Origin of the sequence: Streptococcus suis YS161, assembly GCF_002760245.1 — a bacterium.
Lineage (GTDB): Bacteria > Bacillota > Bacilli > Lactobacillales > Streptococcaceae > Streptococcus > Streptococcus suis_I.
In genome coordinates this window covers 1-23,575 of sequence record NZ_ASCA01000005.1, presented here as the reverse complement: position 1 = coordinate 23,575, position 23,575 = coordinate 1, and the positions used below count along the sequence as shown (strand labels likewise).

General features: G+C 43.0%; 26 protein-coding genes. 6 read left to right on the top strand and 20 right to left on the bottom strand.

From position 1 onward, the window contains the following. Nucleotides 1-110 precede the first annotated feature (110 nt). From SST111_RS00380 to SST111_RS00370, 3 genes are all read right to left on the bottom strand, one after another. The gene (locus SST111_RS00380; protein WP_099809624.1) at nt 111-1,253 is read right to left on the bottom strand and encodes a glycoside hydrolase family 3 protein; all 1,143 of its coding nucleotides are present in this window, start codon (nt 1,251-1,253) and stop codon (nt 111-113) included. A gap of 21 nt (nt 1,254-1,274) precedes the next feature. Continuing rightward, nucleotides 1,275-2,066: a pyruvate formate-lyase-activating protein gene (pflA, locus tag SST111_RS00375; protein ID WP_099809623.1), complete on the bottom strand. Its 792-nt coding sequence runs from the start codon at nt 2,064-2,066 to the stop codon at nt 1,275-1,277. Nucleotides 2,067-2,186: 120 nt separating this feature from the next. Beyond that, a complete protein-coding gene (locus SST111_RS00370; RefSeq protein WP_002942867.1) occupies nt 2,187-3,524 on the bottom strand; it encodes a hemolysin family protein in 1,338 nt (445 codons plus the stop codon). 132 nt (nt 3,525-3,656) lie between these two features. Here SST111_RS00370 and SST111_RS00365 point away from each other — a divergent pair, with 132 nt between their 5' ends. Next, the gene (locus tag SST111_RS00365; RefSeq protein WP_099809622.1) at nt 3,657-4,436 is read left to right on the top strand and encodes an ABC transporter ATP-binding protein; all 780 of its coding nucleotides are present in this window, start codon (nt 3,657-3,659) and stop codon (nt 4,434-4,436) included. 297 nt (nt 4,437-4,733) lie between these two features. Further along, nucleotides 4,734-5,585 (top strand): LPXTG cell wall anchor domain-containing protein, encoded by an 852-nt coding sequence (locus SST111_RS00360; protein ID WP_142350738.1) that lies wholly within the window; start codon nt 4,734-4,736, stop codon nt 5,583-5,585. A 20-nt stretch (nt 5,586-5,605) separates the two neighbouring features. On the opposite strand, the gene SST111_RS00355 is transcribed toward SST111_RS00360, so the two are convergent. Together SST111_RS00355 and SST111_RS00350 are read right to left on the bottom strand one after the other, a co-directional pair. Further along, nucleotides 5,606-6,160, bottom strand: coding sequence for a tRNA (mnm(5)s(2)U34)-methyltransferase (locus SST111_RS00355; RefSeq protein ID WP_099809620.1), 555 nt, complete (start codon nt 6,158-6,160; stop codon nt 5,606-5,608). A gap of 9 nt (nt 6,161-6,169) precedes the next feature. Then, entirely contained in the window at nt 6,170-6,688 is a 519-nt protein-coding gene (locus SST111_RS00350) for a TetR/AcrR family transcriptional regulator (protein WP_099809619.1), read from the bottom strand. Nucleotides 6,689-6,809: 121 nt separating this feature from the next. Here SST111_RS00350 and SST111_RS00345 point away from each other — a divergent pair, with 121 nt between their 5' ends. The 4 genes from SST111_RS00345 (at nt 6,810) to nadE (ending at nt 10,731) form a co-directional block, all read left to right on the top strand. Continuing rightward, a complete protein-coding gene (locus tag SST111_RS00345; RefSeq protein ID WP_099809618.1) occupies nt 6,810-7,628 on the top strand; it encodes a cation diffusion facilitator family transporter in 819 nt (272 codons plus the stop codon). Nucleotides 7,629-7,681: 53 nt separating this feature from the next. Further along, entirely contained in the window at nt 7,682-8,326 is a 645-nt protein-coding gene (locus tag SST111_RS00340) for a prepilin peptidase (protein ID WP_099809617.1), read from the top strand. 107 nt (nt 8,327-8,433) lie between these two features. Continuing rightward, complete coding sequence (locus SST111_RS00335) at nt 8,434-9,894, top strand: nicotinate phosphoribosyltransferase (RefSeq protein WP_099809616.1); 1,461 nt, start codon at nt 8,434-8,436, stop codon at nt 9,892-9,894. Between the two features lie 12 nt (nt 9,895-9,906). After that, nucleotides 9,907-10,731, top strand: a complete 825-nt coding sequence (gene nadE / locus SST111_RS00330; protein ID WP_099809615.1) for an ammonia-dependent NAD(+) synthetase — start codon at nt 9,907-9,909, stop codon at nt 10,729-10,731. Nucleotides 10,732-10,773: 42 nt separating this feature from the next. On the opposite strand, the gene trpB is transcribed toward nadE, so the two are convergent. The 15 genes from trpB to SST111_RS00255 form a co-directional block, all read right to left on the bottom strand. Further along, the gene (trpB, locus tag SST111_RS00325; RefSeq protein WP_099809614.1) at nt 10,774-11,949 is read right to left on the bottom strand and encodes a tryptophan synthase subunit beta; all 1,176 of its coding nucleotides are present in this window, start codon (nt 11,947-11,949) and stop codon (nt 10,774-10,776) included. A gap of 930 nt (nt 11,950-12,879) precedes the next feature. Continuing rightward, complete coding sequence (locus SST111_RS00320; protein ID WP_099809613.1) at nt 12,880-13,419, bottom strand: VanZ family protein; 540 nt, start codon at nt 13,417-13,419, stop codon at nt 12,880-12,882. Next, entirely contained in the window at nt 13,416-14,528 is a 1,113-nt protein-coding gene (gene rlmN / locus SST111_RS00315) for a 23S rRNA (adenine(2503)-C(2))-methyltransferase RlmN (protein WP_099809612.1), read from the bottom strand. Before rlmN ends, SST111_RS00320 begins: the two co-directional genes overlap by 4 nt. An 8-nt stretch (nt 14,529-14,536) precedes the next feature. Continuing rightward, complete coding sequence (locus SST111_RS00310) at nt 14,537-15,178, bottom strand: YutD family protein (RefSeq protein ID WP_099809611.1); 642 nt, start codon at nt 15,176-15,178, stop codon at nt 14,537-14,539. 147 nt (nt 15,179-15,325) lie between these two features. After that, nucleotides 15,326-16,375, bottom strand: a complete 1,050-nt coding sequence (locus SST111_RS00305) for a SepM family pheromone-processing serine protease (protein ID WP_099809610.1) — start codon at nt 16,373-16,375, stop codon at nt 15,326-15,328. After that, nucleotides 16,362-16,850, bottom strand: coding sequence for a pantetheine-phosphate adenylyltransferase (coaD, locus tag SST111_RS00300; RefSeq protein ID WP_099809609.1), 489 nt, complete (start codon nt 16,848-16,850; stop codon nt 16,362-16,364). Before coaD ends, SST111_RS00305 begins: the two co-directional genes overlap by 14 nt. Beyond that, the gene (gene rsmD / locus SST111_RS00295) at nt 16,840-17,379 is read right to left on the bottom strand and encodes a 16S rRNA (guanine(966)-N(2))-methyltransferase RsmD (RefSeq protein WP_099809608.1); all 540 of its coding nucleotides are present in this window, start codon (nt 17,377-17,379) and stop codon (nt 16,840-16,842) included. Before rsmD ends, coaD begins: the two co-directional genes overlap by 11 nt. Nucleotides 17,380-17,450: 71 nt before the next feature. Then, nucleotides 17,451-18,140: a serine protease gene (locus tag SST111_RS00290; protein WP_099809607.1), complete on the bottom strand. Its 690-nt coding sequence runs from the start codon at nt 18,138-18,140 to the stop codon at nt 17,451-17,453. Between the two features lie 56 nt (nt 18,141-18,196). After that, nucleotides 18,197-18,583, bottom strand: a complete 387-nt coding sequence (locus SST111_RS00285; protein WP_099809606.1) for a rhodanese-like domain-containing protein — start codon at nt 18,581-18,583, stop codon at nt 18,197-18,199. Beyond that, entirely contained in the window at nt 18,583-18,801 is a 219-nt protein-coding gene (locus SST111_RS00280; RefSeq protein WP_099809605.1) for a YqgQ family protein, read from the bottom strand. Before SST111_RS00280 ends, SST111_RS00285 begins: the two co-directional genes overlap by 1 nt. A 106-nt stretch (nt 18,802-18,907) precedes the next feature. Continuing rightward, a complete protein-coding gene (locus tag SST111_RS00275; RefSeq protein WP_099809604.1) occupies nt 18,908-19,507 on the bottom strand; it encodes a response regulator transcription factor in 600 nt (199 codons plus the stop codon). Then, the gene (locus SST111_RS00270) at nt 19,504-20,598 is read right to left on the bottom strand and encodes a sensor histidine kinase (protein ID WP_180274001.1); all 1,095 of its coding nucleotides are present in this window, start codon (nt 20,596-20,598) and stop codon (nt 19,504-19,506) included. The genes SST111_RS00275 and SST111_RS00270 overlap by 4 nt, the downstream gene beginning before the upstream one ends. Nucleotides 20,599-20,606: 8 nt before the next feature. Then, a complete protein-coding gene (locus SST111_RS00265) occupies nt 20,607-21,338 on the bottom strand; it encodes an ABC transporter permease (protein WP_099780089.1) in 732 nt (243 codons plus the stop codon). Next, nucleotides 21,335-22,213: an ABC transporter ATP-binding protein gene (locus SST111_RS00260; RefSeq protein WP_099809603.1), complete on the bottom strand. Its 879-nt coding sequence runs from the start codon at nt 22,211-22,213 to the stop codon at nt 21,335-21,337. The genes SST111_RS00265 and SST111_RS00260 overlap by 4 nt, the downstream gene beginning before the upstream one ends. Before the next feature lie 254 nt (nt 22,214-22,467). After that, nucleotides 22,468-22,992: a Dps family protein gene (locus tag SST111_RS00255; protein ID WP_029188957.1), complete on the bottom strand. Its 525-nt coding sequence runs from the start codon at nt 22,990-22,992 to the stop codon at nt 22,468-22,470. Between the last annotated feature and the right edge of the window lie 583 nt (nt 22,993-23,575).

Genomic DNA, 23,575 nt, shown 5'->3' with positions numbered 1-23,575 from the left:
CCTTGGCAGCCACCAGCATAGCTGGTGGTTTTCTTGTTTTTCTCTACGAGAAAAACTGGCTCGAAGCCATAATACGAAAAAGGAAGTATTTAGCACTTCCTTTTCTTTGTTTATTTGATTAAGCCAAGATCATATTTCATTCCCAAAATCCGTTTGACGGATTGGTCAATTCGCTCCTCTGTAATAGTTCCAGCCTTCACTTGTTCCACAATATAAGGAATTTGACTGGCATAGCTTGAAGACAAAATCATATCTGTCCCAGCTTGAATGGTCTGCAAGGCTCCTGTATCTTGATCTACAAATTGGACCAAGCCCTGCATATCAAAATCATCCGTCATTATGACACCCTCAAAACCAAGCTCATTCCGAAGGATTTTATTGATTTCAGGTGAAATGGATGATGGGACATCATCAATGGCAGGTACGATATTGTGACTGACCATAATGGAATCAGCTCCTGCTTCAATACCAGCCCTAAACGGAAGAAAATCATTGCCCCGTAATTCTTCTAAACTACGATTGTCATAGACCAAATCCGTATGCGAATCTGCATTGTCCCCATAACCCGGGAAATGTTTCAAGGTCGAAGCAAATTGTTCCTCTTTCAACAATGAAACCAATTGACCAATATAGTCTGCGGTGGTTTTCGCATCCTGTCCAATGGTCCTATCGTAGATAAAAGATGATGGATCGGTGGATAAATCCGCAACTGGGAAGAAGCCTGCATAGATTCCCTCTTCCTTTAAAAGACTGGCCTTCTGCTTGGCGTCCGACAAAATCGCCTCAATGCCGCCAGAATGGTACAATTCCAAAGGCGATGGAAAAGGTGTTTCCAGAAGTTGACTAATCCGAGTTACCGTCCCACCTTCCTCATCTGAAGCCATTAATAGCGGTACTTTTGAAAGTGATTGATAAGAAGCAATCTCTTCTTTAACCTGCTCCAGTGTCTTACCTTCAAAATCACTTGCAAATAAGATATAGCCCCCAAAATGATAGGTTTCCAATGCCTCAGTTTGTCCTGCAGATGGCATTCGAGCAAAGATCATCTGTCCGACCTTTTCTTCTAAGGTCATCTGATTTAGATAATTTGCAATCACTTTGTCCCTAGCAGATATTTCTTGGCTAGACGATGTCGTTACAACTTTGGTTTGCTCCTTTTGTGTTCGATTTCCTAAAAAGAACAAGCCTAGCATAAGCCCAATAAACAAGAGACAAGTGATACTTGTCCCTAACACATTAAATCTTTTTCGCATCAATCTCCGACCTCTTCACTATTATCCCTTAATTCTATTCAAGTACTCCTGATAGGTCTCTGTCTCCATCAAGGCCTTTGCATTTTCCACTCGAGCCTTCGTTGGGGGATTGGTCCCCTCTAGTGGATAAGGTCTGCCCAATTCACGCCACTTAAATTCACCAAGATTATGATAAGGTAACACTTCAAAGCGTTCCACATTATTCAAGGTTTTGACAAACTTTCCTAGCTCAATCAGGTCATCATCACGGTCAGTCAAACCAGGGACCAAAACATGACGAATCCAAACTGGCTTACCAATATCCGACAAATAACGAGCACACTCCAAAATCGTCTTATTGCTATGCCCCGTTACAATACGGTGCTGGTCTGAATTGATCTCCTTAATATCCAAAAGCACCAAGTCTGTTACTTCCATCAAGCGATTGTATTTTTCCAAATAACGCTCGGTCGAACGGAATGTTAGAGCACAGGTATCCAAAGTGGTATGGATACCTTTTTCTTTTGCCAAGGTAAAGAGAGCAATCAAAAAATCTATCTGAATGGTCGCCTCGCCACCAGAAACAGTAATACCACCTTCTTTTCCCCAAAACATACGAAAACGCAGGGCTTCATTGAGCACATCTTCTGCAGTCCTCTCAGTTGCAGCAGGATTGACCAAATCCCAAGTATCTGGGTTATGGCAATACTGACACCGCATGTGGCAGCCTTGCATAAAAATCACAAAACGCACACCAGGTCCATCAACAGAACCAAAACTCTCTGTTGAATGAACCAATCCAGTAACCTTACGATAATCAATTTCTGTCATCATCTCAACCTCATCACTTAATATGAATAGTATACCACAAAAATGAAAACGCTTCTATCATTTACTTTCTTTCTTTCATAACCATCATCTTCCGCAAGAAAAAAGCTAAAAGACTAGGTTGCCCTAGTCCTTATCGGTTTCTTCTTTCTCCAGTGGTGTAATCAAGAGTTTTAATTTTGTTACGCGACCATTTTTTACCTTATCGTTAATAAGAACCAGGTGGTGATCTTTACTATCCACTTCAAAGGAAACTTTCTCGTCTTGGCTCGGAATGGTACCGACTCCTGTCAGATAATAACCAGCAATCGTATCAACGTTATCACTTTCCAACTCCATCTCAAAATGCTCATTGAAGTCATTTAAGGTCATATTCCCTTGGACGATATAGGTGTTGTCAGCAATTTCTCGAACAAAAATTTCTGTCTTATCGGTCTCATCATCGATTTCCCCGACAATTTCTTCCAGCAAATCTTCCAAGGTAACGAGACCTGCAACTCCACCATACTCATCTAACAAGATGGCCATTTGATTTTGGGTATTTCTCAACGATGTCAACAAATCATCCACGAAAATCGTTTCTGGAACGAAGAGAGGCTCCTGCATAATGCGGCGGATATTGAGATTGTCAAAGCCATTACTGAAAGCTTCTGACAAGATTTTCTTGGTATGAATCAGACCAATGATATTGTCCTTATCGCCATCATAAACAGGTATACGTGAAAAATTCTGCTTGAGGATAGCTGCCATGATGGTTGCTGTATCATCCTCAATATCCACCATGAAAGCATCCGTACGGGGAACCATTACTTCACGTGCCATCAGCTCATCTAAAGAGAACACACCTTGAAGCATTTCGATTTCTTCGGCATCTAAGGTTTTCTCACTCTTTGTCAAAATATATTCAATTTCATCCCGTGTCATTTGCTCATCCGCATCATCAAAATTCATAGGAGTAATACGGCTGATAAGATTCGTTGCAGCTGATAATAACCACACGAACGGACTAACAATTTTTCCAAGGAAAATAATTACTGGTGCAGTGACTACTGCCAGATTTTCCTTCATATTCATGGCAATCCGCTTAGGGTACAATTCGCCAAGAACGATTGAAACAAAGGTCAACATAGCCAGTGCAAGCCAGTATCCTGCGGTTTGCGCTGTTGTTGAATTCCCCATCCATTTTGCAAATACAGCTCCTAAATCATTAGCCAAGCTGGCACCTGAAAGGATGGAGATGAAGGTAATACCGACCTGAATAGTTGATAGAAAATTGTTAGGATTCTCTAAAACTTGAAGCAAGCGAATATATTTCTTCTCACCGTCTGCGGCCTTTTGTTCCACTCGAGAACGATTGAGGGATACAAGGGCCATTTCTGAAGCTGAAAAGAAGGCATTGAACAGAGTCAATAAGAATAAAATTAACAGTTGTAAATAGATGGTCTGACTACCAGGGTCTTCCATGATGTTCTCCTATAATAAAATTTATAACATTCCCATTATACCACAAATTCTAAAATTTAACATATTTCTTGTTATAATTAGTCCCCCATGTCTGTTTATGTTACAATAATCAAAAGGAATAGGAGAGCAACTATGATTATTTCGATGAAGAATGTCCACTATAAACGACAAGGTAAAACTATTTTAGAAGACATTAACTGGGAATTTAGAAAAGGCGAGCGTTGGGCTATTTTAGGGCTAAATGGGGCTGGAAAGTCAACCCTTCTTCGCATTTTAATGGCTGAATTTTGGAAGACATCTGGTGACTTGACGGTTCTTGGAGTGGAGTTTGGTAAGGGAGATATTCCTAGCCTACGCACTAAGATTGGGGTCGTTGGCTCTTTCCTTGCCGAACGCTTTCCCATTGATTTGACAGCTGAGCAGATTGTCCTGACTGGAAAGTACAAATCCTCCATCCTCTACCGTGAATACGGTCAAGCTGAATTGGATGAAGCCATAGACATGCTCAAAACCATTAAGGCTGAGCACTTGATTGGTCGTACCTATGCTAGTTTGTCACAAGGAGAACGCCAACTCCTGCTGATTGCCCGCAGTTTGATGGAAGAACCGGCTATTTTGATTTTGGACGAGGCTACTGTGGGCTTAGACCTTTTGGCTCGCGAACGCCTGCTCCACCACATCGACCATATCTGTCAACTCCCAACGGCTCCTGCTATTATCTATGTCACCCATCACGCCGAGGAAATCACTGATAATTTCACCCATGTCCTCCTGCTCAAAGATGGCATGGTCTTGGCACAGGGACCCAAAGAAGATATCCTGACACCTGAACTCCTCAGCGATTTTTATGGCAATCAGGTGGAATTGATTGAGTTGGGTGAGGGAAGATTGTTTATAAAGCCGATACTGTAAACAAAACTATCTCTTCTATGCAGCACTTCACTTGTGAATACAGGTTCTTAAAAAATCCTTAGACAGCCAAGTGTATAAGCACAAAGTAAGAACTATTTTTCAGGTTCTTACTTTTTTATCCCTCTTGAACAAAAATACTTGACAAGATACTTTTTTTTTTTAGTATACTAATAGGTGTACTTCGGTACAAAACTCTTTTGTCATTCCTGTACTTTCTTGACCAATCCTACAGCCTTTATAAGGATTGAAACAGGAGATAGGTTGAATGACAATCACTATTTTTTGGAGGTCATCTACATGAACAAAATTGTCAAGTATAGTATTACACTTGCTTCTCTTGCTGTCTTAGGAGGGGTATCACCTCTTAGTACTCAACTAGTTGGACCAGAAACAATTGTCTATGCCAATAATCCGACACAGACTGAAACCAGGAAAATAGGATTGGTCTATAAAGATAGCGAAAAGGCTGAGTATATTGGGGAAGGCAGCTCTATTGATTTGAAACCTGGAGAAACCTATACCTTTACTGCTCCTGAACTAGCTGGTTATGAATTTGTAAACCTTGACTATGCAGATGCCAGCTATTGGACAGAAGGAGTCATCCTTAACGGTACAAAAGAACAACACTACCGAAGTAATGTTGGTACTCTAACACTCTCCTACGAAGACATCGCCCCTGTAATTGAGGCCAACAGAACCCATGTTCCAATTCTATACGTAAACTACAAAGAAGTCGTAGCTACCAATCCTGATAACAACGGTAAAACAGGAGAAACACTTCCAACTGATAAGGGAGAGACGATTCCTACCAACACGAGCAAGAGCCCGATAAGTACATCAAGTAAGGAAACGACTACCGAACCATCTACTTCTAGTCAAAGTATAGACACGGAAACAAGTTCAGCTACAGGTAGTGAGATGCCTGCAGCAGATGACAAAACGGTGAATACTGGTAAAGCTGAGAAAAGAAACACGGAAACTACTGGTAGCGAAACATCTATCAAAACAGGTACTTCAAGTAAGAAAGAAAGCACAGAAAAGAAAACTCTCCCTAAAACAGGACAGGAATATTCTTACCTTCCTCTACTTGGAATCACTGGTCTCAGTCTTATCGCAAGTACCTATCTTCTAAGAAGAAAAAGCAACTAATACTCAATTAAAATCCAGCCCTAGTTTGAGCTGGATTTTAATCTTTCCACCATCACCAAAAACGGTGGGGTATTAACTTGGTTGAGCGGTTTGTAGAGCATGGCTGTAAAGACGGTTTGGTCTAGCTGGCTGATAAAGTCTAAAACTGCATCCTTCTCAAGAGCTCCACCCTCGTGACCATAGTAAATCATGATGGCCAAGCGACCTCCCACCACCAGTCGGTCAAGAACTTTTTCAATAGCTTGAAGGGTGGTTTCAGGCAGGGTAATAACTGACTTATCCGCCGAAGGAAGATAGCCCAGATTGAAAATGGCTGCCTTGCATTCCTCTACATATTGGTCGAGGTTTTCGTGTCCTGTCAAAACCAATTGGGCATTGGTCAAGCCAGCTTTTTCTAGTTTTTCAGCCGTTGTGGTCAGGGCTTGTTCCTGAATATCAAAGGCCACAACTTTCCCTGCTCTCTGGGCTAAAAATAACGTGTCATGGCCATTTCCCATCGTCGCATCGACCGCTAGGTCCTGGTCTGTTAAAATCTCATCTAAAAAGGCATGAGCCATGTGTAAAGGTCTAAGCATCTTCTCTCCTTAAGTTAATAATCTTACATAATATTCAGTCAAGGTGGCTTCGTCCACCTTTTTGCGTTGCTGCAACCACCAGCTGACCGTCTCCACAAAAGTGGTCACGACAAAATGTACCAGCAAATCCTCTGGAAGATTTCTCTTATCCTGCATGTAATCTTCAGCCACCTTTGGAAAAATGTCGTGTTTCAACTCCGCTTCCAGTTCTCTTAGAAAATAGGCATTGCGGGACAACAAAAGGCTGGCAACACGATCTTGATTGGTCCGAAAGTGTTTGAAAATATGAACCAACAAGGTCTTCACATCCGCATCTTCACGACCTGTAAATAAATGATGAAAGAGGTCATGACAAAGTTCTTCTAATAAAGCTTCCTTACTAGCATAGTGGGCATAGAAAGTGGAGCGCCCCACATCCGCCAAGTCAATGACATCCTGCACGCGCATCTCGTCATAGCCCTTATCATTTAATAAGGTCAAAAAAGCCTGAAAAATAGCTCTTTTTGTTTTTGCAATTCGTCTATCCATTTTTCGTACATTTCAAACAATTTGTTCAGAAAAAAACAAACCATTTCTCTTGTTTCTAGTTTTTCGGCTCAATACAGTGCATAATAAACCTATAAATAGTATAACACAGAAAGGGAATCTCATGTCATCTTCTAAAAATACATTTATCGCTTTTCTCCTCAATCTCAGCTTTTCTATCATCGAGTTTATCTTTGGCTGGCTCTTTGGTTCCAGCGCTATCTTAGCAGATGCTGTTCATGATTTGGGTGACGCCCTCGCCATTGGAAGCTCTGCCATCATGCAAACCTATGCCAACAAGCCTGCTGACAAGAACTATCCTTTTGGCTACAAGAGATGGAATATTTTGGCTGCTCTCTTGACTTCTAGCATTCTGATTATCGGCTCCAGCTTGATCCTTGTGGAAAACATCTCCAACCTCTTCCATCCCCAGCCTGTCAATCAAGATGGGATGCTGGTACTTGGGATTATCGCTGTCATCATCAATTTCGTAGCTTCCCATATTGTAAAAAATGGCCATAGCCATAATGAATCCATTCTAAGCTTGCACTTTTTAGAGGATATTTTGGGATGGCTGGCTGTCATCCTTGTTTCCATCATTCTTCAATTTACTGATTGGTACTTTCTAGACCCACTACTCTCACTCGGTATTGCTATCTTCATCCTCTCCAAAGCCCTGCCAAAAGCCTGGAACAATGTCAAAATTCTACTTGAAACAAGTCCGCAAGGAGTAAATCTTGAAGAAGTGAAAGGAGTCCTCCTGGCTCTTGAAAATGTTCACGAAATCACTCAGCTGAATGTCTGGACCATGGATGGATATGAACATTGCGCGACGGTGACGGTCAATCTGACAAATCCTGCTGTAGCAGACAAGACCAAAGCAAAAATACGGAATTCTCTCATCACCTTTGGCATTGTCCAAAGCACCATCGAAATTTTGTAAAAAATTTTTAAAAAAATATCACATTTTCCTCACCCATTTGCGAATAAATAGGTATGAAGACAATTATCCTATTTTTCCTTGGAGCTTCTATCGGCTCCTTCTTGGGATTGGTCATCGACCGTTTCCCTGAACAGTCCATTATCGCACCCTCTAGCCACTGCAATGCCTGCAAACGACGGCTCAAAACTTGGGACCTCATACCAATCCTGTCCCAGCTTTCGACAAAATCCAAATGCCATTACTGCAAGGCGAAAATACCTTATTGGTATTTGGGACTAGAATTCTTAGCTGGTCTAGTCGTCCTGCTCTGCCATTTTCAAATCCTAAACCTAACCGAAACCATTCTCATCTTGGCAGGACTTGTTTTGACCATTTACGACATCAAACATCAGGAATACCCTTTTGCTGTCTGGCTTGTTTTTACTTTTATAGCTCTGGTACTCTCCCAGCTCAACTGGCTTTTCTGTGGCTTTTTACTCTTGGCCTATCTGACTGAAAAATGGCAACTCAATATTGGTTCTGGCGACTTTCTCTATCTAGCAAGTCTCTCACTCCTTTTCGGCTTTACAGAAATTCTCTGGATTATTCAGATTAGTTCCATCTTTGGACTGGCAATCTTTTTTATCTTTAAACCAAAATCCCTTCCTTATGTTCCTTTTCTATTTTTAGCCAGTCTAGTCATCAATATCACTCTCTAAATCGAGTTTTTCTCGATTTTTTTGTTATAATAGAAAGCATATTAGAGTTCTACTCCATCAAAATAATTGGAGTACCTTCTTGATCGGAAGGCAAAAGGAGAAACGTTATGACACTATTTAAGGATGACAGTTTAACCCTGCATACTGACCTTTATCAAATCAACATGATGCAGGTCTATTTTGACCAAATCATCCACAATAAACACGCTGTATTCGAAGTCTATTTCCGTTCACAACCTTTTAAAAATGGCTACGCTGTATTTGCCGGTTTGGAACGCGTTGTAAACTACCTCAACAATCTCAGCTTTAGCCAGACAGACATTGACTATCTGACAGAACTAGGTTATCCGCAGGATTTCCTTGATTACTTGTCCCAATTGGAAATGACTCTCACTGTCCGTTCGGCTAAGGAGGGCGACCTAGTCTACGCTAACGAACCTATTCTTCAAATCGAAGGACCATTGGCACAATGCCAACTAATCGAAACTGCCCTCTTAAACATTGTCAACTACCAAACCCTGATTGCCACAAAAGCTCGCCGTATCAAGGCTGTCATTGAAGATGAGCCTTTGATGGAATTTGGCACTCGCCGTGCCCAAGAAATGGATGCTGCTATCTGGGGTACACGGGCAGCCTTTATTGGTGGAGCATCTGCGACTTCCAATGTTCGAGCTGGCAAAATCTTCGGCATCCCTGTCGCTGGTACCCATGCCCACGCCTTGGTTCAAACATACGGAGATGATTACAAGGCTTTCAAAGCCTACGCTGAAACCCATCATGACTGTGTCTTCCTCGTTGATACCTATGACACGCTTCGTATTGGTGTTCCAGCAGCCATCAAGGTTGCCAAAGAAATGGGAGATCAGATTAACTTCAAAGGGGTTCGGATTGATTCAGGCGATATGGCCTATATTTCCAAGAAAGTTCGTCAGCAATTAGATGATGCAGGTTTTACAAATGCGAAGATTTACGCATCTAATGACCTGGATGAAAATACCATCCTCAACCTCAAAATGCAAAAGGCAAAAATTGATGTCTGGGGAGTTGGTACCAAACTCATCACCGCCTACGACCAGCCTGCCTTGGGCGCTGTCTACAAAATTGTATCCATCGAAGATGAAGATGGAAATATGCGTGACACCATCAAGCTGTCTTCTAATGCGGAAAAAGTCTCCACTCCTGGTAAGAAACAGGTTTGGCGCATCACCTCCAAAGAAAAAGGAAAATCAGAAGGGGACTACATCACCTTTGCGGACACTGACGTCACACAGATGGATAATATCTATATGTTCCATCCAACTTACACCTACATCAATAAAACCATCGAGAACTTTGATGCACGTCCTCTCCTAGTTCCTATTTTCGAAAAAGGAAAACAGGTCTATGAACTTCCAAGCCTAGCGGAAATTCAAACCTATGCCAATCAAGAATTTGATAAACTCTGGGATGAATACAAACGCGTGCTCAACCCACAGCTCTATCCAGTCGACTTGGCACAAGATGTTTGGGATAATAAGATGAACCTCATCAATCGTATTCGCAAACAAACTCAGACCAAATCCATTTAAGAAAGGTATGTTATGACCCTACAGGAAACAATCATCACAGAATTAGGTGTCAAGCCAAGCATTGACCCCAAAGAAGAAATCCGTCGCTCCATCGATTTTCTCAAAGACTACCTGAAAAAACACCCATTTTTGAAAACCTATGTCTTGGGAATTTCGGGTGGACAAGACTCGACCTTGGCTGGTCGTTTGGCTCAGTTGACCATGGAAGAAATGCGAGCGGAAACAGGTGACGACTCCTACCAATTTATCGCTATCCGCCTCCCTTACGGTGTGCAGGCTGACGAGTCTGACGCCCAGGCAGCCTTAGCCTTTATCCAACCCGATGTCAGCCTAACCATCAACATCAAGGAATCAACAGATGCCATGGTGGCTGCCGTCAATGCCAATGGGTTTGCTATGTCTGATTTTAACAAGGGAAATGCCAAAGCTCGCATGCGCATGATTGCCCAATACGCAGTTGCTGGTGAACGCAAGGGAGCTGTTATTGGAACCGACCATGCCGCTGAAAATATTACTGGCTTCTTTACCAAGCATGGCGACGGTGGTGCAGACATTCTCCCTCTCTTCCGCCTCAATAAACGCCAAGGAAAACAGCTTCTAGCTGAACTGGGGGCAGATGAAAAACTCTACCTCAAAGTTCCTACTGCAGACTTGGAAGAAGACAAACCAGGTCTGGCTGATGAAGTCGCACTTGGTGTAACCTATAACCAAATCGACGACTATCTCGAAGGCAAAACCATCGACCCTCAAGCCCAAACCATTATCGAAGGATGGTGGAACAAAACAGCCCATAAACGCCACCTGCCAATTACTATTTTTGATGACTTTTGGAAATAAACAAATACCCCCTGACGATAGACAACCGTCAGGGGTTTTCTCTTATCTATTCTCCAAATAATCCGCAATCGCTGCGACATCCTTGTCTCCTCGACCGGAAACATTGATAATAATGATTTTATCTTTATCTAGTTGTGGTGCTAAGCGTAGAGCTTCTGCAATCGCATGAGACGATTCAATGGCTGGAAGAATTCCTTCTGTACGACTTAAGGTCAGAAGAGCATTAACAGCCTCATCATCTGTTGCTGCGACATAATTAACACGACCAGTTTCCTTATAGTGGGCATGTTCTGGTCCAACGCCTGGATAGTCCAAGCCTGCTGAAATGGAATAAACAGGTGCAACTCCACCATTTTCATCAAAGAGGGAGATCGTCTTCATCCCATCAACCACACCAACAGTTCCCTTGGTCATGGTCGCTGCATGTAGCTCTGTATCAACACCTTTACCAGCTGCTTCTACGCCAATCAACTGAACAGATTCATCTGGTAAATATTGAGAAAATGCACCAATGGCATTGGAACCACCACCCACACAGGCAATAACATAGTCTGGCAAGCGACCTTCTTTTTCTAAAATCTGACGACGAGATTCTACACTAATAATCTTTTGAAACTCATGGACAATAGTCGGATATGGATGAGGACCGACTGCTGATCCCAAAACATAGAAGGCATCTAAATCTGCCATCCAAGCACCGAATGCAGCATCTACTGCCTCTTTCAAGGTTTGCGTTCCATCTGTAACAGCATGAACACGCGCACCCATCATCTCCATACGGAAAACATTGAGGCGTTGGCGTTTGACATCTTCAGCCCCCATATAAACATCACACCCCAAGCCAAATCGTGCCGCAACAGCAGCCGTTGCGACGCCGTGCTGACCAGCACCAGTTTCCGCAATAACACGCGTTTTACCCATGCGTTTCGCCAGAAGAATCTGCCCCAATACATTATTCAACTTATGGGAGCCCAGGTGGTTCAAATCTTCCCGTTTGAGATAAATTTTGGCACCTCCCAGCTCTTTCGTCAAGGATTCTGCAAAATAGAGCGGTGTTTCACGACCTGCATAATCCTTTAAATAGCCTTGGTATTCTGCAATAAAGTCTGGATCATTACGGTAGGTTTCAAACGTTTCTTCCAATTGGTCCAACAAAACCTGAATTTGCTCTGGTACAAAACTACCACCAAATTGTCCAAAATAACCTTTTTCTGCCATATGCTTTCCTCTTTCTATTTTCTTATGCTAGCTGGGACTGAAATATTATCTGAGATTGATTCGTTCTTGTTTTACCTAATTGCTACGCCATCGTTTCATCTTGATTACCTCGTTTAAATAATAGTCTTTCAGTTTACTTTTAGTACTCGCTCCAACTATCTGGGAGATAGTTGGAGATTGGAAATAAAGTGAACAACGTTCGCGTCAAAAGCTGCAGGCAGCTTGTACAGTCGAGTAACTGTACAAGGTTGGAAATAGCACTTGCGGAGCAAGTCACTCCATGCAGAGTACGACAAAGCGAGTTCAAATAATGATGAAATTATTTGATACTCTTCAAAAATCAAAAACAAACCTTACTAGCTGAAAATAAAGGTTCTATTCGCATATGTCGAAACGAACTGTTCGTTTTAGCTCCAACTTTGAAATGATTCTCCGACCATTGAAAATAGTTTGGTTTTGATTTTCATTGAGTATGAAGTTGGAAATATGGAAACGAAGTTTCCTCATTCGTCGACGTAATAAAAGATAAACTGAATGACTAAAGGAAAAAGCCCCCGCAGGAAAAATAACCTGCGAGGGCGTCAATGGACACGGTACCACCTCACTTATGGACTCGACTAGAAAGACCATAACTCTATCTCCTCTAACAAGGAGGCGCACGATAAGGGGTGCGGACCGAATTCTCATTGTTTCGAATTCACATACCCAAACATAGATAAAACTGTTTTAGACCACTCATTACTACATTTGGCATCAGCCCATTTCATAAACGACTAGCATCTATTTGCACCAACCATAGACTCTCTTCAGCTAAACTGTTTATTACTTCTTCTGATTACATAGAATTATACGCTACAATTCAAAATAGGTCAAGTGTTTTTTTGAAATTTTCTAAAAAATTTGAAAATTCATTCAATTACACCTATCTTTTTATCTGTCGTCTTTTGTTCTTGATAATAGGAAGCCAATTCCTTTTTGAAGATAGGTAAATAATAGATAGGCCAAGACACCTCCTAGCGTATTGGTCCAGAGGTCATCCACTTCAAACACTCGCCCCGCATCAATGAGCAGGTCTAACAAGAGCTGGGTACATTCGATAAACAAGCTCATACAAAAACTATAGCGGATAACTGCTCGAAGGCTCCGCCATTCTTCCCGAAGGAATAAAAGAAGGAAAACAAGAGGAAAGAGCAGAAAAATATTGGTGATGTTCTGCAGGAAAATCCAGCCTAGGTCCGCCAAACTATCTACCTTATCCCCGTTGACGATGCTGTTGAAAGGCGTTGGTAAAAGATAGAGACGGCCGATTTGAATAATTCCTGGGGTCGAGAAATCCTTATACTGTGGGTACCAAGTCTGAGGTAGAAAACAAAGTAAAACAATAGCCAGAGCATAGGCTCCAGCTAAGGTCTTACAAATCTGTCTTCCTAGCTTGGTCAAGTTTCCATCTGCTTGGAAGAATGTTCTCATGCTCGAATACCTGCCTTTGCTTTTGCGGCTGCAATACGAGCACGCGCTTTTTCACGGTCCTTTTTGAGGGTATTGGAACGCAATTGACCACAAGCCGCATCGATATCTGTACCATGTTCCTGGCGAACAACGCAGTTGACCCCATTTTTCTTCAAGACATCAAAGAAAGCCAAGGTCCGTTCTCTAGTTGAACGGCTATACTGGTCATGCTCACTTACAGGGTTGTATGGAATCAAGTTGATATAAGACAATTTACGGATGTTCTTGGTCAAATCAGCTAATTCCTGCGCCTGTTCCACTCCATCGTTGACCTCATTGAGCATAATATACTCAAAAGTCACACGGCGGTTGGTCACTTTGATATAGTCTTCGATTGCCTCGAACAAGACCTCGATTGGATAACGGCGGTTGATCCGCATAATGCTCGAACGAAGGTCGTTATTGGGCGCGTGAAGGGATACTGCCAAGTTAACCTGAACTCCCTCGCGGGCGAAATCACGGATTTTCGGTGCCAAACCAGAAGTTGACACTGTGATGTGACGCGCTCCGATTGCCAAGCCCTTATCATCATTAACTACACGCAAGAAAGTCATAACATTGTCATAGTTATCAAGTGGCTCTCCAATCCCCATGACAACGATATGGCTAACACGTTCATTCTGGTTACGCTCATCTAGGTATTTCTGCACCAACATAATCTGAGCCACGATTTCACCGCTGGTCAAGTCCCGTTGTTTCGGAATCAATCCAGATGCACAGAATGTACAGCCGATATTACAGCCAACTTGTGTCGTTACACATACAGAAAGACCATAGTGCTGGTGCATGAGAACTGTCTCAATCAACATGCCATCTGGCAGTTCAAAGAGATATTTGATAGTACCGTCCTTAGACTCCTGTACAATCCGTTGTTTGAGCGGGTTAACTACAAAATGTTCTTCCAACTTTTCAATCAAAGATTTTGGCAAGTTGGTCATTTCCGCAAAGGATTGGACACGAGAACGGTAAAGCCATTCCCAAATTTGAGTGGCACGGAACTTCTTTTCTCCATTTTCTAAAATCCAATCCACAAGATTGGCTTGACTAAAGGCATAAATTGATGGTTTCATGATTCTCCCTACTTCTGACGGATGACAAAGCTACGCTTAGCCTCATTCATCTCTCGATTATTCTGCTTACGGTCACGCTTCTGACTACGCTCCGTCTGGTTGGCCTTAATACCAGCATTCTTCATGGTAAAATGACGCTGTTCCGACTGTTTGTTTTGCTGCTTCCCTTTTTTCTGACGGTCATTGCGACTATTTTTGTTTTCTTTTGGTGCAATAGGCTCCGTCCGCTGCTGATTTCTGTTGCGATTGCGTGAACGACTCCGCTTGCGACGGGGTCTGTCCTCCTCCTCAGCAGGCAAGTCTTGTGGATTCGGATTGGCTAAGACGAAATAAGCACAACCAAAATTACAATACTCTGTCAAATAGTCATCTAGTCGGCTGATTTTTAAGTCTGATTTGACGTTTTTATCATCCTTGTAAAAGCCCTTCAAGCGCAGTTGCTCATTACCCCAATCGCCTACGATAAAATCAAACTTAAGCATCAAAGGCGAAAAACGTTGACCAAAAATAGTCTGGTCAAAGGCTTCTTTGTAATCTTCCAACAGGTCTAGCTCAATATTTTCTGATACAACCTTTTCTCCTACACGGGCAAAACTTGGGCCAGGATACTTGTTGTAGTTATACATTTCAGGTGAAATTTCTTTTTTCATTTGTCCTCCTATCTTTTCAATTCTTCATACATATCATTTCTATCTAACCCTACTATTATATCACTATTTGACCAGAAATTCTTCTAGTTTAGCGTTTAGGAGAAATTTCTGACAATTTTAAGAAAATTTAAAATGAAAAAGGACGAATTACTCGCCCTTTGTTTTCTTCAAATAGTCAATAGCATCCTGCGCTGTCTTGACAGGGACAATTTCGATATCCACACCCGCTTTTTCAGCTGCTTCTTTGGCTTCCTCATAGTTGGTTTTGGCTGTCGGGTCTTCCTTCAAAATTTCTTCATCAACTGGGTTATTTGGTACAAAGAAGATACTTGCACCAGCCTTGGCTGCAGACAAGACCTTCTTGTCTGCTCCTCCAATATCACCAACGCTACCGTCTTGCTCAATGGTCCCCGTACCAGCAATCACGCGCCCATCACGTAATGTTGGATCTGCCAGCTGCGTATAGATTGCCAAGGTAAACATGAGACCCGCACTCGGACCACCGATATTGCCTGTTTGAAATTCAATCGGTACCGAACTCTTCACTTCCGTATGGTCTACAAGAGTAATCCCAATCCCGTTTTTTCCATTGGAGAGCTTGATAATCTGACCATCCGCGGATTTTTCCTGACCATCACTGACATAACCAACTGTTACATCACTCCCCAATTCCAAACTGCTAACGTATTTGACCAAATCAGGAGAAGATTCAAAGGTTTTACCATTGATACTCACAACCGTATCCGCAATATTGAGAATCTCCTTAAAGGTTGAATCCTCTGCCAGAGCGAGGACATAAACCCCGAAGAAATCCATGCTGACTTCTTTACCTGCCAGGGTCAAACCTTGGTACTTGGCCATATTTTGCGAAGTTTCCATGTAGAACTGGGCAATACGAAAATATTCTTCACTATCTGCCCCTCCTGTCATTTCCTCCGCTGAACTGACACTTGTATAAGGGTCAAACTGGGCTGCCAAGAGTTGCAGGGCTGTTGCCTGTTGAACTGATACGTAGGTAAAATTGTAGGAACCAGCTTCTTCATCTTCTTGATTATTGACCGTCAAGACCTGACGGATATCCGAAGCCCCTCCCGGCTTTTCCAGATAATATGGTAGGGGTACAAAGACTGTAAACCAGAGTAAAAGGGTTCCCGCTACAATGGAGCTTATCAGTAGTAATTTCTTATTTTTCTTCATTCTTTCTTATCTCCTCGCTAACAACTAGGGGCACATAGGGGCTAATATCTTGCTTATAATAGATCAATTCTCGGATTTGGCTAGAAGAGATATTCCGATATTCTGGCTTGGATAGGAGATAGATTGTCTCCAAATCCGGAGCCAGTTGGCGATTGAAATAGTCAAAATTTGCCTCGTATTCTAGGTCAATTCCATTACGAAGTCCTCGGACGATATGGCTGACTTGTCGCTCATGGGCTACATCAACCACCAACTCCTGACCAGCTAAAAAGACCTCAATCTTATCGTTTCCCTCAAAAACTTTTTGTAGGAGGGCTAGTCGCTCCTGCCCTGTAAACAAACCGATTTTATTAGGGTTGAAAAAAATACCCACATAAAGCTTATCAAAAAGTCCACTTGCTCGCTCAATAATATCCACATGTCCATTGGTAATGGGATCAAAAGAGCCTGTAAACATTCCAATCTTATCTGACATAGACTGTTACCTTACTAATTCCGTAGATTTTTTCCTTCCAAATACCCAGCTCTGCTATTTCCTCCGGAAGAGAGACCGCCTTATCCGTCTCGCAGACCACCATGATATCTTGGGACAAAAGCTGGCGCTGGCACAGCTCAGTAATGTCTGCCACGATATCCTCAGCTGCATAGGGAGGATCCAAAAAGACCAGGTCAAAGGATCCGCTCAGATGAGCCAAAGCCTGCTTGGCCTCCATGGCTAAGAGCTGAAACTTGCTGTCTTCCTTGGTCATGTGGATATTCTCGCGGATAATAGCTTGCGCTCGCCGATCCCGCTCGACCAACACTGCAGCCTCCATCCCGCGAGAAACAGCCTCGATAGACAGACCGCCACTGCCTGCATAGAGATCCAAAACTCGACCACCGTCAAAGTAGGGGCCAATCATATTGAACATAGCCCCACGCACCTTATCCGAAGTGGGTCTGGTTGTCTTGCCTTCTAAGGTTTTTAAGGGCCTACCGCCATAGTTTCCAGATACAATTCTCATAGAGAATATTATAACAGAAAAACGACAGGACGGCTCAATCAAACTAAAAAAGGAGATTGCTCTCCTTTTTTCTATGGATTATCTGTCGAAGATGTCGCTGGTGTTTCACTAGTAGCTGAACTTTCTGGACTTGTTTCAGTAGAAACAGGAGGTTCTGTCACCGGTGTTTCCACAACAGGAGGTTCAGTAACCTCAGGTGAGGTTGAAACGCTAGGCTCTGGGGTAGTCGTTACCGGTTGTTCAACAGGGGCAGAAGGAACTGAAGAGACTTCAGACACTGGGGTAGAAACCGCATTGCTATTCTGGACAGGGGATATGTAATTAGAAGAGACTGACTCTTGATATGTTCTTGTACTAGTTTCTGTGGTAGAACTTGCAACGACCGAACTGCTACTTGTTGAGGTAGAAGCTTCTTTATTTGCATTTGTTTGTGCATCAGCTAATTTTGCAATATCTAATCGAACCTTGTCTAGACTGGCTTGCAACCTTGCTTTAAGTGTCGGATTGTTTACTGCATCGATAGCTGCTTGAGCAAGTTCAAGTTTTTCTTTTGTCTTATTTCTTTCCAACTCAATAACAGCATTCTCCGCTGCCTTATAATTCGGATCTTCTTTGACAAGTTCTTGATTTGTCTTTGAGGTCTCAGCTACTGTTTGAGAATCATTGTACCAACTTGCTCCTAAACTAATGAGCAGGATAAGTGTCATAAAAGCAATAATCCCTGCTTCAGATAGGCTCAATTTTTCAAATTTTCTTTCCATTCCTACTTTCCTTATCGTTAGATAAGCCTGCATAAATCGTCTGACAGATTGACAGGCTATTTTGCTGTCTTCACTCTTCCATTCCAACCATTCAATCCATAACTTAAAATATAGATTTCATTAAATCCTTGCTTTTTCAGGTGAAGGGCTGCTGGTGTTACCAATTGACCACGGTCATTTTCATAAATCAAGACTGGCTTGTCTTTGCGAAGAGCATTTGTACTCATTTTCAACTGCTGGTAGGGAATATTTCTGGCACCTAAAATATGCTTCCGACTGAATTCACTTGGCTCTCGTAGGTCAATCAGCTGGCCTCCATGAATTTTTTCCGCAAATTCTGCATTATCAATCACAGTTGCTGCGCGGCGTAATCTCCAATAATTGAAGCCCATCCATGAACCTAAAATAAGCACAAAAACAATAAATATCCACAAGGTTTCCACTATTTGCTCTCCTTCAACTTCTGATACTCTAATTCCAAACGATGTTCCCGTCGTAAAACTAGCTCGGCTTCCATGTATTCCAATCTATCTAAGACACCTGCCTGATATACTCTATTGAGTTCAATCTGCATCATTTCAATGTCATAGAGGCGGTTGCCCATGTAAACAATGATCCCGAAACCTTTTAGCAATTGTTGCACATCGTAAAGTCTTTTCATAGAAAAATTTTAGCAGAATTTTATAAGATTTTCAATATAAAAACTCAGTTGGAATTTTTCAAATACATTTAAAAAGGATTGGATATACCACCAATCCTCTATAATTTTATAACCAACCCTTTTCCTGTGCAATCTTAACAGCAGCCGTACGGTTTTCTGCACCCAGTTTGGACAGGATAGAGGTCATGTAGTTGCGGACCGTCCCGTCAGACAGGTAGAGCTGGCTGGCGATTTCCTTATTGGACAAGCCGTCAGCCACCAGCTTGAGCAACTGGCTTTCCTGGTCTGTCAAGGGACTACGTTGGGTCAGGAGAATATCCATTAACTCTGGCGAATACTCCTTTCGCCCTGCCAAGACCGTTTCAATGGTCCGCATAAGGTCCGAAATGGAGCGTTCCTTAAGCACGTAGGCATCCACATCTGCCTTGACCGCCCGCTCAAAATAGCCCGGTCGCTTAAAGGTGGTCATGATGACAACCTTGACGGGCAAGGATTTCGCACGCACCCATTCCAAGACATCCAGCCCCGTCTTCTCAGGCATTTCAATATCTAAGAGTAGCACATCTACTGGCTCTTTTTCCAAAAGAGCAAGGGCCTGACTGCCGTTTTCTGCCTGTAAAACAGCCTCAACCGCATCTTGAAAGCCCAAGAGCTGACAGAGGGCGTCCCGCAGCATGGCTTGGTCTTCTGCGACTAAGATTCTCATTCTACCACCTCCTCAAGCGGAATTCGGATGGATAGGCGGGTGGGCTGTGCCAGAGAAAGAAATTCCAAACTCCCCTGCACTGTCACCAGTCTATCCTTTATAGTATGCAATTCTTGACCTGTCAACTGGGCAAAGCCCACACCATTGTCTTCGTAGTGCAAGACCAATTCTTGCTGGTCTTCCTCAAATATCAAACGACACTTGCTAGCCTGGCTATGTTTGAGCAGGTTATTGGCCAACTCTCTCAGCACCATGGCCAGTTTGTTCTGGACAGGCAAGCTGAGCTGCTCTGCTATTTCCCCACCCAAAACGACCAAATCCACTCCTGCCAAATCCAACATCTGCTGCAAAATCTGGAGTTCCTCTGCCACGGTGTGCTGCTTGAGGGACTGGACAATCTGGCGGACATCCTGCATGGAGTCCTTGGCTAAGGTCTGGAGCTCCTGCACTTCCTTCTTAGCCTGGTCTATCTGGTCGTGGTCCAACAGGGTCTTGACCAGCTCTGCCTTGACGGACAGCATGGCAAAGACATGACCCAGCGTATCGTGCAAGTCCTGACCGATACGGTTGCGTTCATTCTCAGCCAGCAGGAGATTGATGGAAGCATTCTGCTCCTGTAGGCGTTGCTGAAGGGCTGCCCGCTTGGTCTCAATCCAGCTGAAAATCAGCAAGGCCAAGCCGAAAAAGTGGATAACAAGTGCAAAAGCTCTCATCTCAAAGGGAATAGGGCCAAAGAGAGACCACAGGATAATAGCCAGCAACAAAATCCCGTAAGACACCGTCCGATAGGTCGGTCGATTCTCTTTATAATACCAGCCCAGCATATTGGACAGGTTGTAGATAAAGAGTGAAAATTGCAGATTGCCCCAAAAGCTCATGACGGCGATATAGCCAATCAGGTAAAACCAAGCCAGCATGGAATAGAGCTTGTGGTCAGTGTAAAACAGAGAACAATAGACCAAGGCAAAGAGAATAGTCGCTAGGACAACTGCCGTCGGATTGGGACTATACTGGGCATAGTAAAAGGGAAAATAGAGAAAGACCATGCCCACGAAGAACATGAGTGGTACCTTTCTTTTTTCAAATATCATGGCTTACCTCACTGTTGCTCCGATTTTCTATTTAGAACTAGAGCAATTCCTAAGAAAATTATCGCATAGCCTAGGACAATTAGCAAGGATTTCCAGAGAAAATCTCCCTCTTGGGCATAGGTGGTCACCAGCTGGTTGGCATGGTAGCTAGGCATAAGTTTGCAAATCCGCTGCACCCAGTCTGGAAAGAGGGAAACAGGCATCCAAGAGCCACCCATGATAGCAAGGACAAAATAGAGTAGATTGGCCACCACCGACATGGTTTGTTCCGACTGAATTTGCACCAAGAGCAAGCCAATGGCTAGAAATACGATAGAGGTTACTAAAAGTAAGAGAGCCGAAATTACCCATTCTTGAGCTGTCATCTCTACACCCTTAACTAAGCCACCCACCGCAAAGACAATGGCAATAGAAGACACAAAGCAGAGCAAGACCCGCACCAGTTTGGAAAGATAGTATTGCCAGATTGGCAAGGGCGAATGCTGGATAAAGGTCAACCAGCTATTCTTTCTGTCCTCTGCCAGCATCGTGGGAAAGGTGAAAAGGGCAAAGCCCGACATGGAAAAGCCTGTCATGGTCAGCATGTAGGACTGGATAAAGGCCTTTTGCATGGTCGCATCATCAAACTGGACCGTTGATGAGAAAATCAGGAAAAAGATGACGGGCATGCCGATAGACAGGAGAAATACTCCCAAACTTCTGGATAATTTTACCGCCTCTACTTGAACTAATGCTTTCATGATTCTTCCTCCCTCGTCTTGTCAAATAGGCTGTTGAGCAGGGTTTTGTTCTGTACCTCTAAATCTGAAATCCGACAACCTGCCTCCTGCAAGCTAGCCCAAACCTGCTCAATAGCTCGGGTCTTAAAGCTAACCGTATCTTGTTTGTAGCTGATTTCATTGATTTCAGCCAAGCTCTCCACCACCGCCGCAAAAGCAATCGGCAATGTCACTTCTTTTTCTTGCTCCTCACTCCGCATAGCAAATGGCGTGGTATCTCTTAGTAGCCGCCCCTGGTGCAAGACCAAAATCCGCTCCGCCGTATGCTCCACTTCCTCGATATAGTGGCTGGTATAAAAAATAGTCACACCCTGATCCTTGAGTTCATGGACAATCTCCCAAAAACGCTGGCGGGTCGAAGTATCCATGCCCGCCGTCGGCTCGTCCAAAAAGAGCAACTTGGGCTTGCCAATCAGACAGATGACGAAAGCCAAGAGCCGCTTCTGACCACCCGATAGCTTGCCGGCCAGTTGATTTTTTTGCTCTGGGGAAAAGCAGAGCAGGCTGTCGATTTCCACATCTGTCAGACTATCCTTGTAGGTGGCTTGGAAAAAGCGGAGCAATTCCTTGACCTTCAGGTCTGTCGGAATGGCATTTTCTTGTGGTAAGACTGCTACCTTTTCCTTATTAGACTGAGCCTGTGGAGCCAGACCGTCCAACAAAACCTGGCCTTTCGTCGCCTTCCTATCTCCCAACAAACAGGACATGAGCGTTGTTTTCCCAGCCCCATTTGGACCAATCAAAGCCACACATTCTCCGCTCTTTATCTCAAAGGAAATATCAGACAAAATGGTCCGTCCTTTGATAACCTTGTCTAGTGCCCGTACTTCTATCATTTTTCTACCTCCTATTTCCTAAACATCTTACATACATAGTATATCTCGAAAATGAAGCCCGCACTAGAAGACTTTGTCATTGACTCATGTGACAAATGTCATATTAAACTCAATGAAAATCAAAAGTAGCTTAGAAAACGAAGTCGAAGATAGTTCTGGAGTTCATTAAGGCAGGTTGACAACGGATAATCTTAATTTTCAAAGAGGATTAAATAATGCAGCAAAAAAAGAGTCCTACTGGACCCTTCATCTGTTTACAACTTAGGAGCTTGACCAAGTTCTGCCTGCAGCATCCAAATATGTTTTTCAATATTAGCCTTGGCTACATTGAAAATGTCGTTGGTTACACTGTCACCTTCTTCATCACTGACATCAAATCCCTTTTGGAAAAGAGCAGCTAGATAGCGGAACACCTCTACCACACGCTCCAATTGCTCTTCCATCGTTTTATTGTAATCACCAGGAACTTCCTTGAGCTGACTATTTTCACTAAACTCTTTAAGGGTAGAAAATGGTGCCCCACCTAAGGTGATTAAACGTTCACTCATCTCATCCAAATAGCCATCAATTTCTTCCATATATTCATCCATCTTTGGATGCCAAATCATAAAGCCACGACCACGCATATACCAATGAACTTGATGGAGGATTGAATGGGCTACTGATAAATCAGCCACCGCTTGATTCAAAACAGCCTTAGAATCAGCCAATGCTACTGATTGACGTGGGCTGAAGGAAGTAATTTCTGCTGGAGATTGATAATATTTTTGTTTCATCATATATCATCCTTTCTTTTATTTATAATTATTATAAATAAAAGAAGAAAAAAATGCAAGAATTATCCCTCATCCTCTGACTTATTGGCAGACAAATCCCTTGCTATATTAACTTATATACGATAGACTAGTAAGTAAGAATAGTATGTGGGAGTGGGAAAGAACTCGACTAGTTCAAAAAGAGTTCGTCAACAAGTCTTTATTTCTAGTTATTGAGCTGAAACAGTCTATTCCCAGACTGTTTCACTCCCACCCCCGCACAGCTCCAACAGTCACTACTCTGACTGTTGGAGGTTGGAGATACAGCGAACAAAGTTCGCATCAGTCGTAGTGGCCAGATTTGGAGTGTGAAACACGAATTGCTGAGATTTGCTTCGCAAATCCTATCTCCAACCTTTAACAGTCCACTGGACTGTTAAACCCAATCAACCACTGCGCTGAGATGTTGACACGAGCTCTGAGAAGTGGTCCTGGGCTTGTTGCCCAGCCTCATCGCCCCCATATGTGTATATCAAGTCTAGTGGTAAAAAGTCAATAGAAAGTTGATTAATTTTTAGATGATTTTCTAGACAAAAGGGTGCACTAA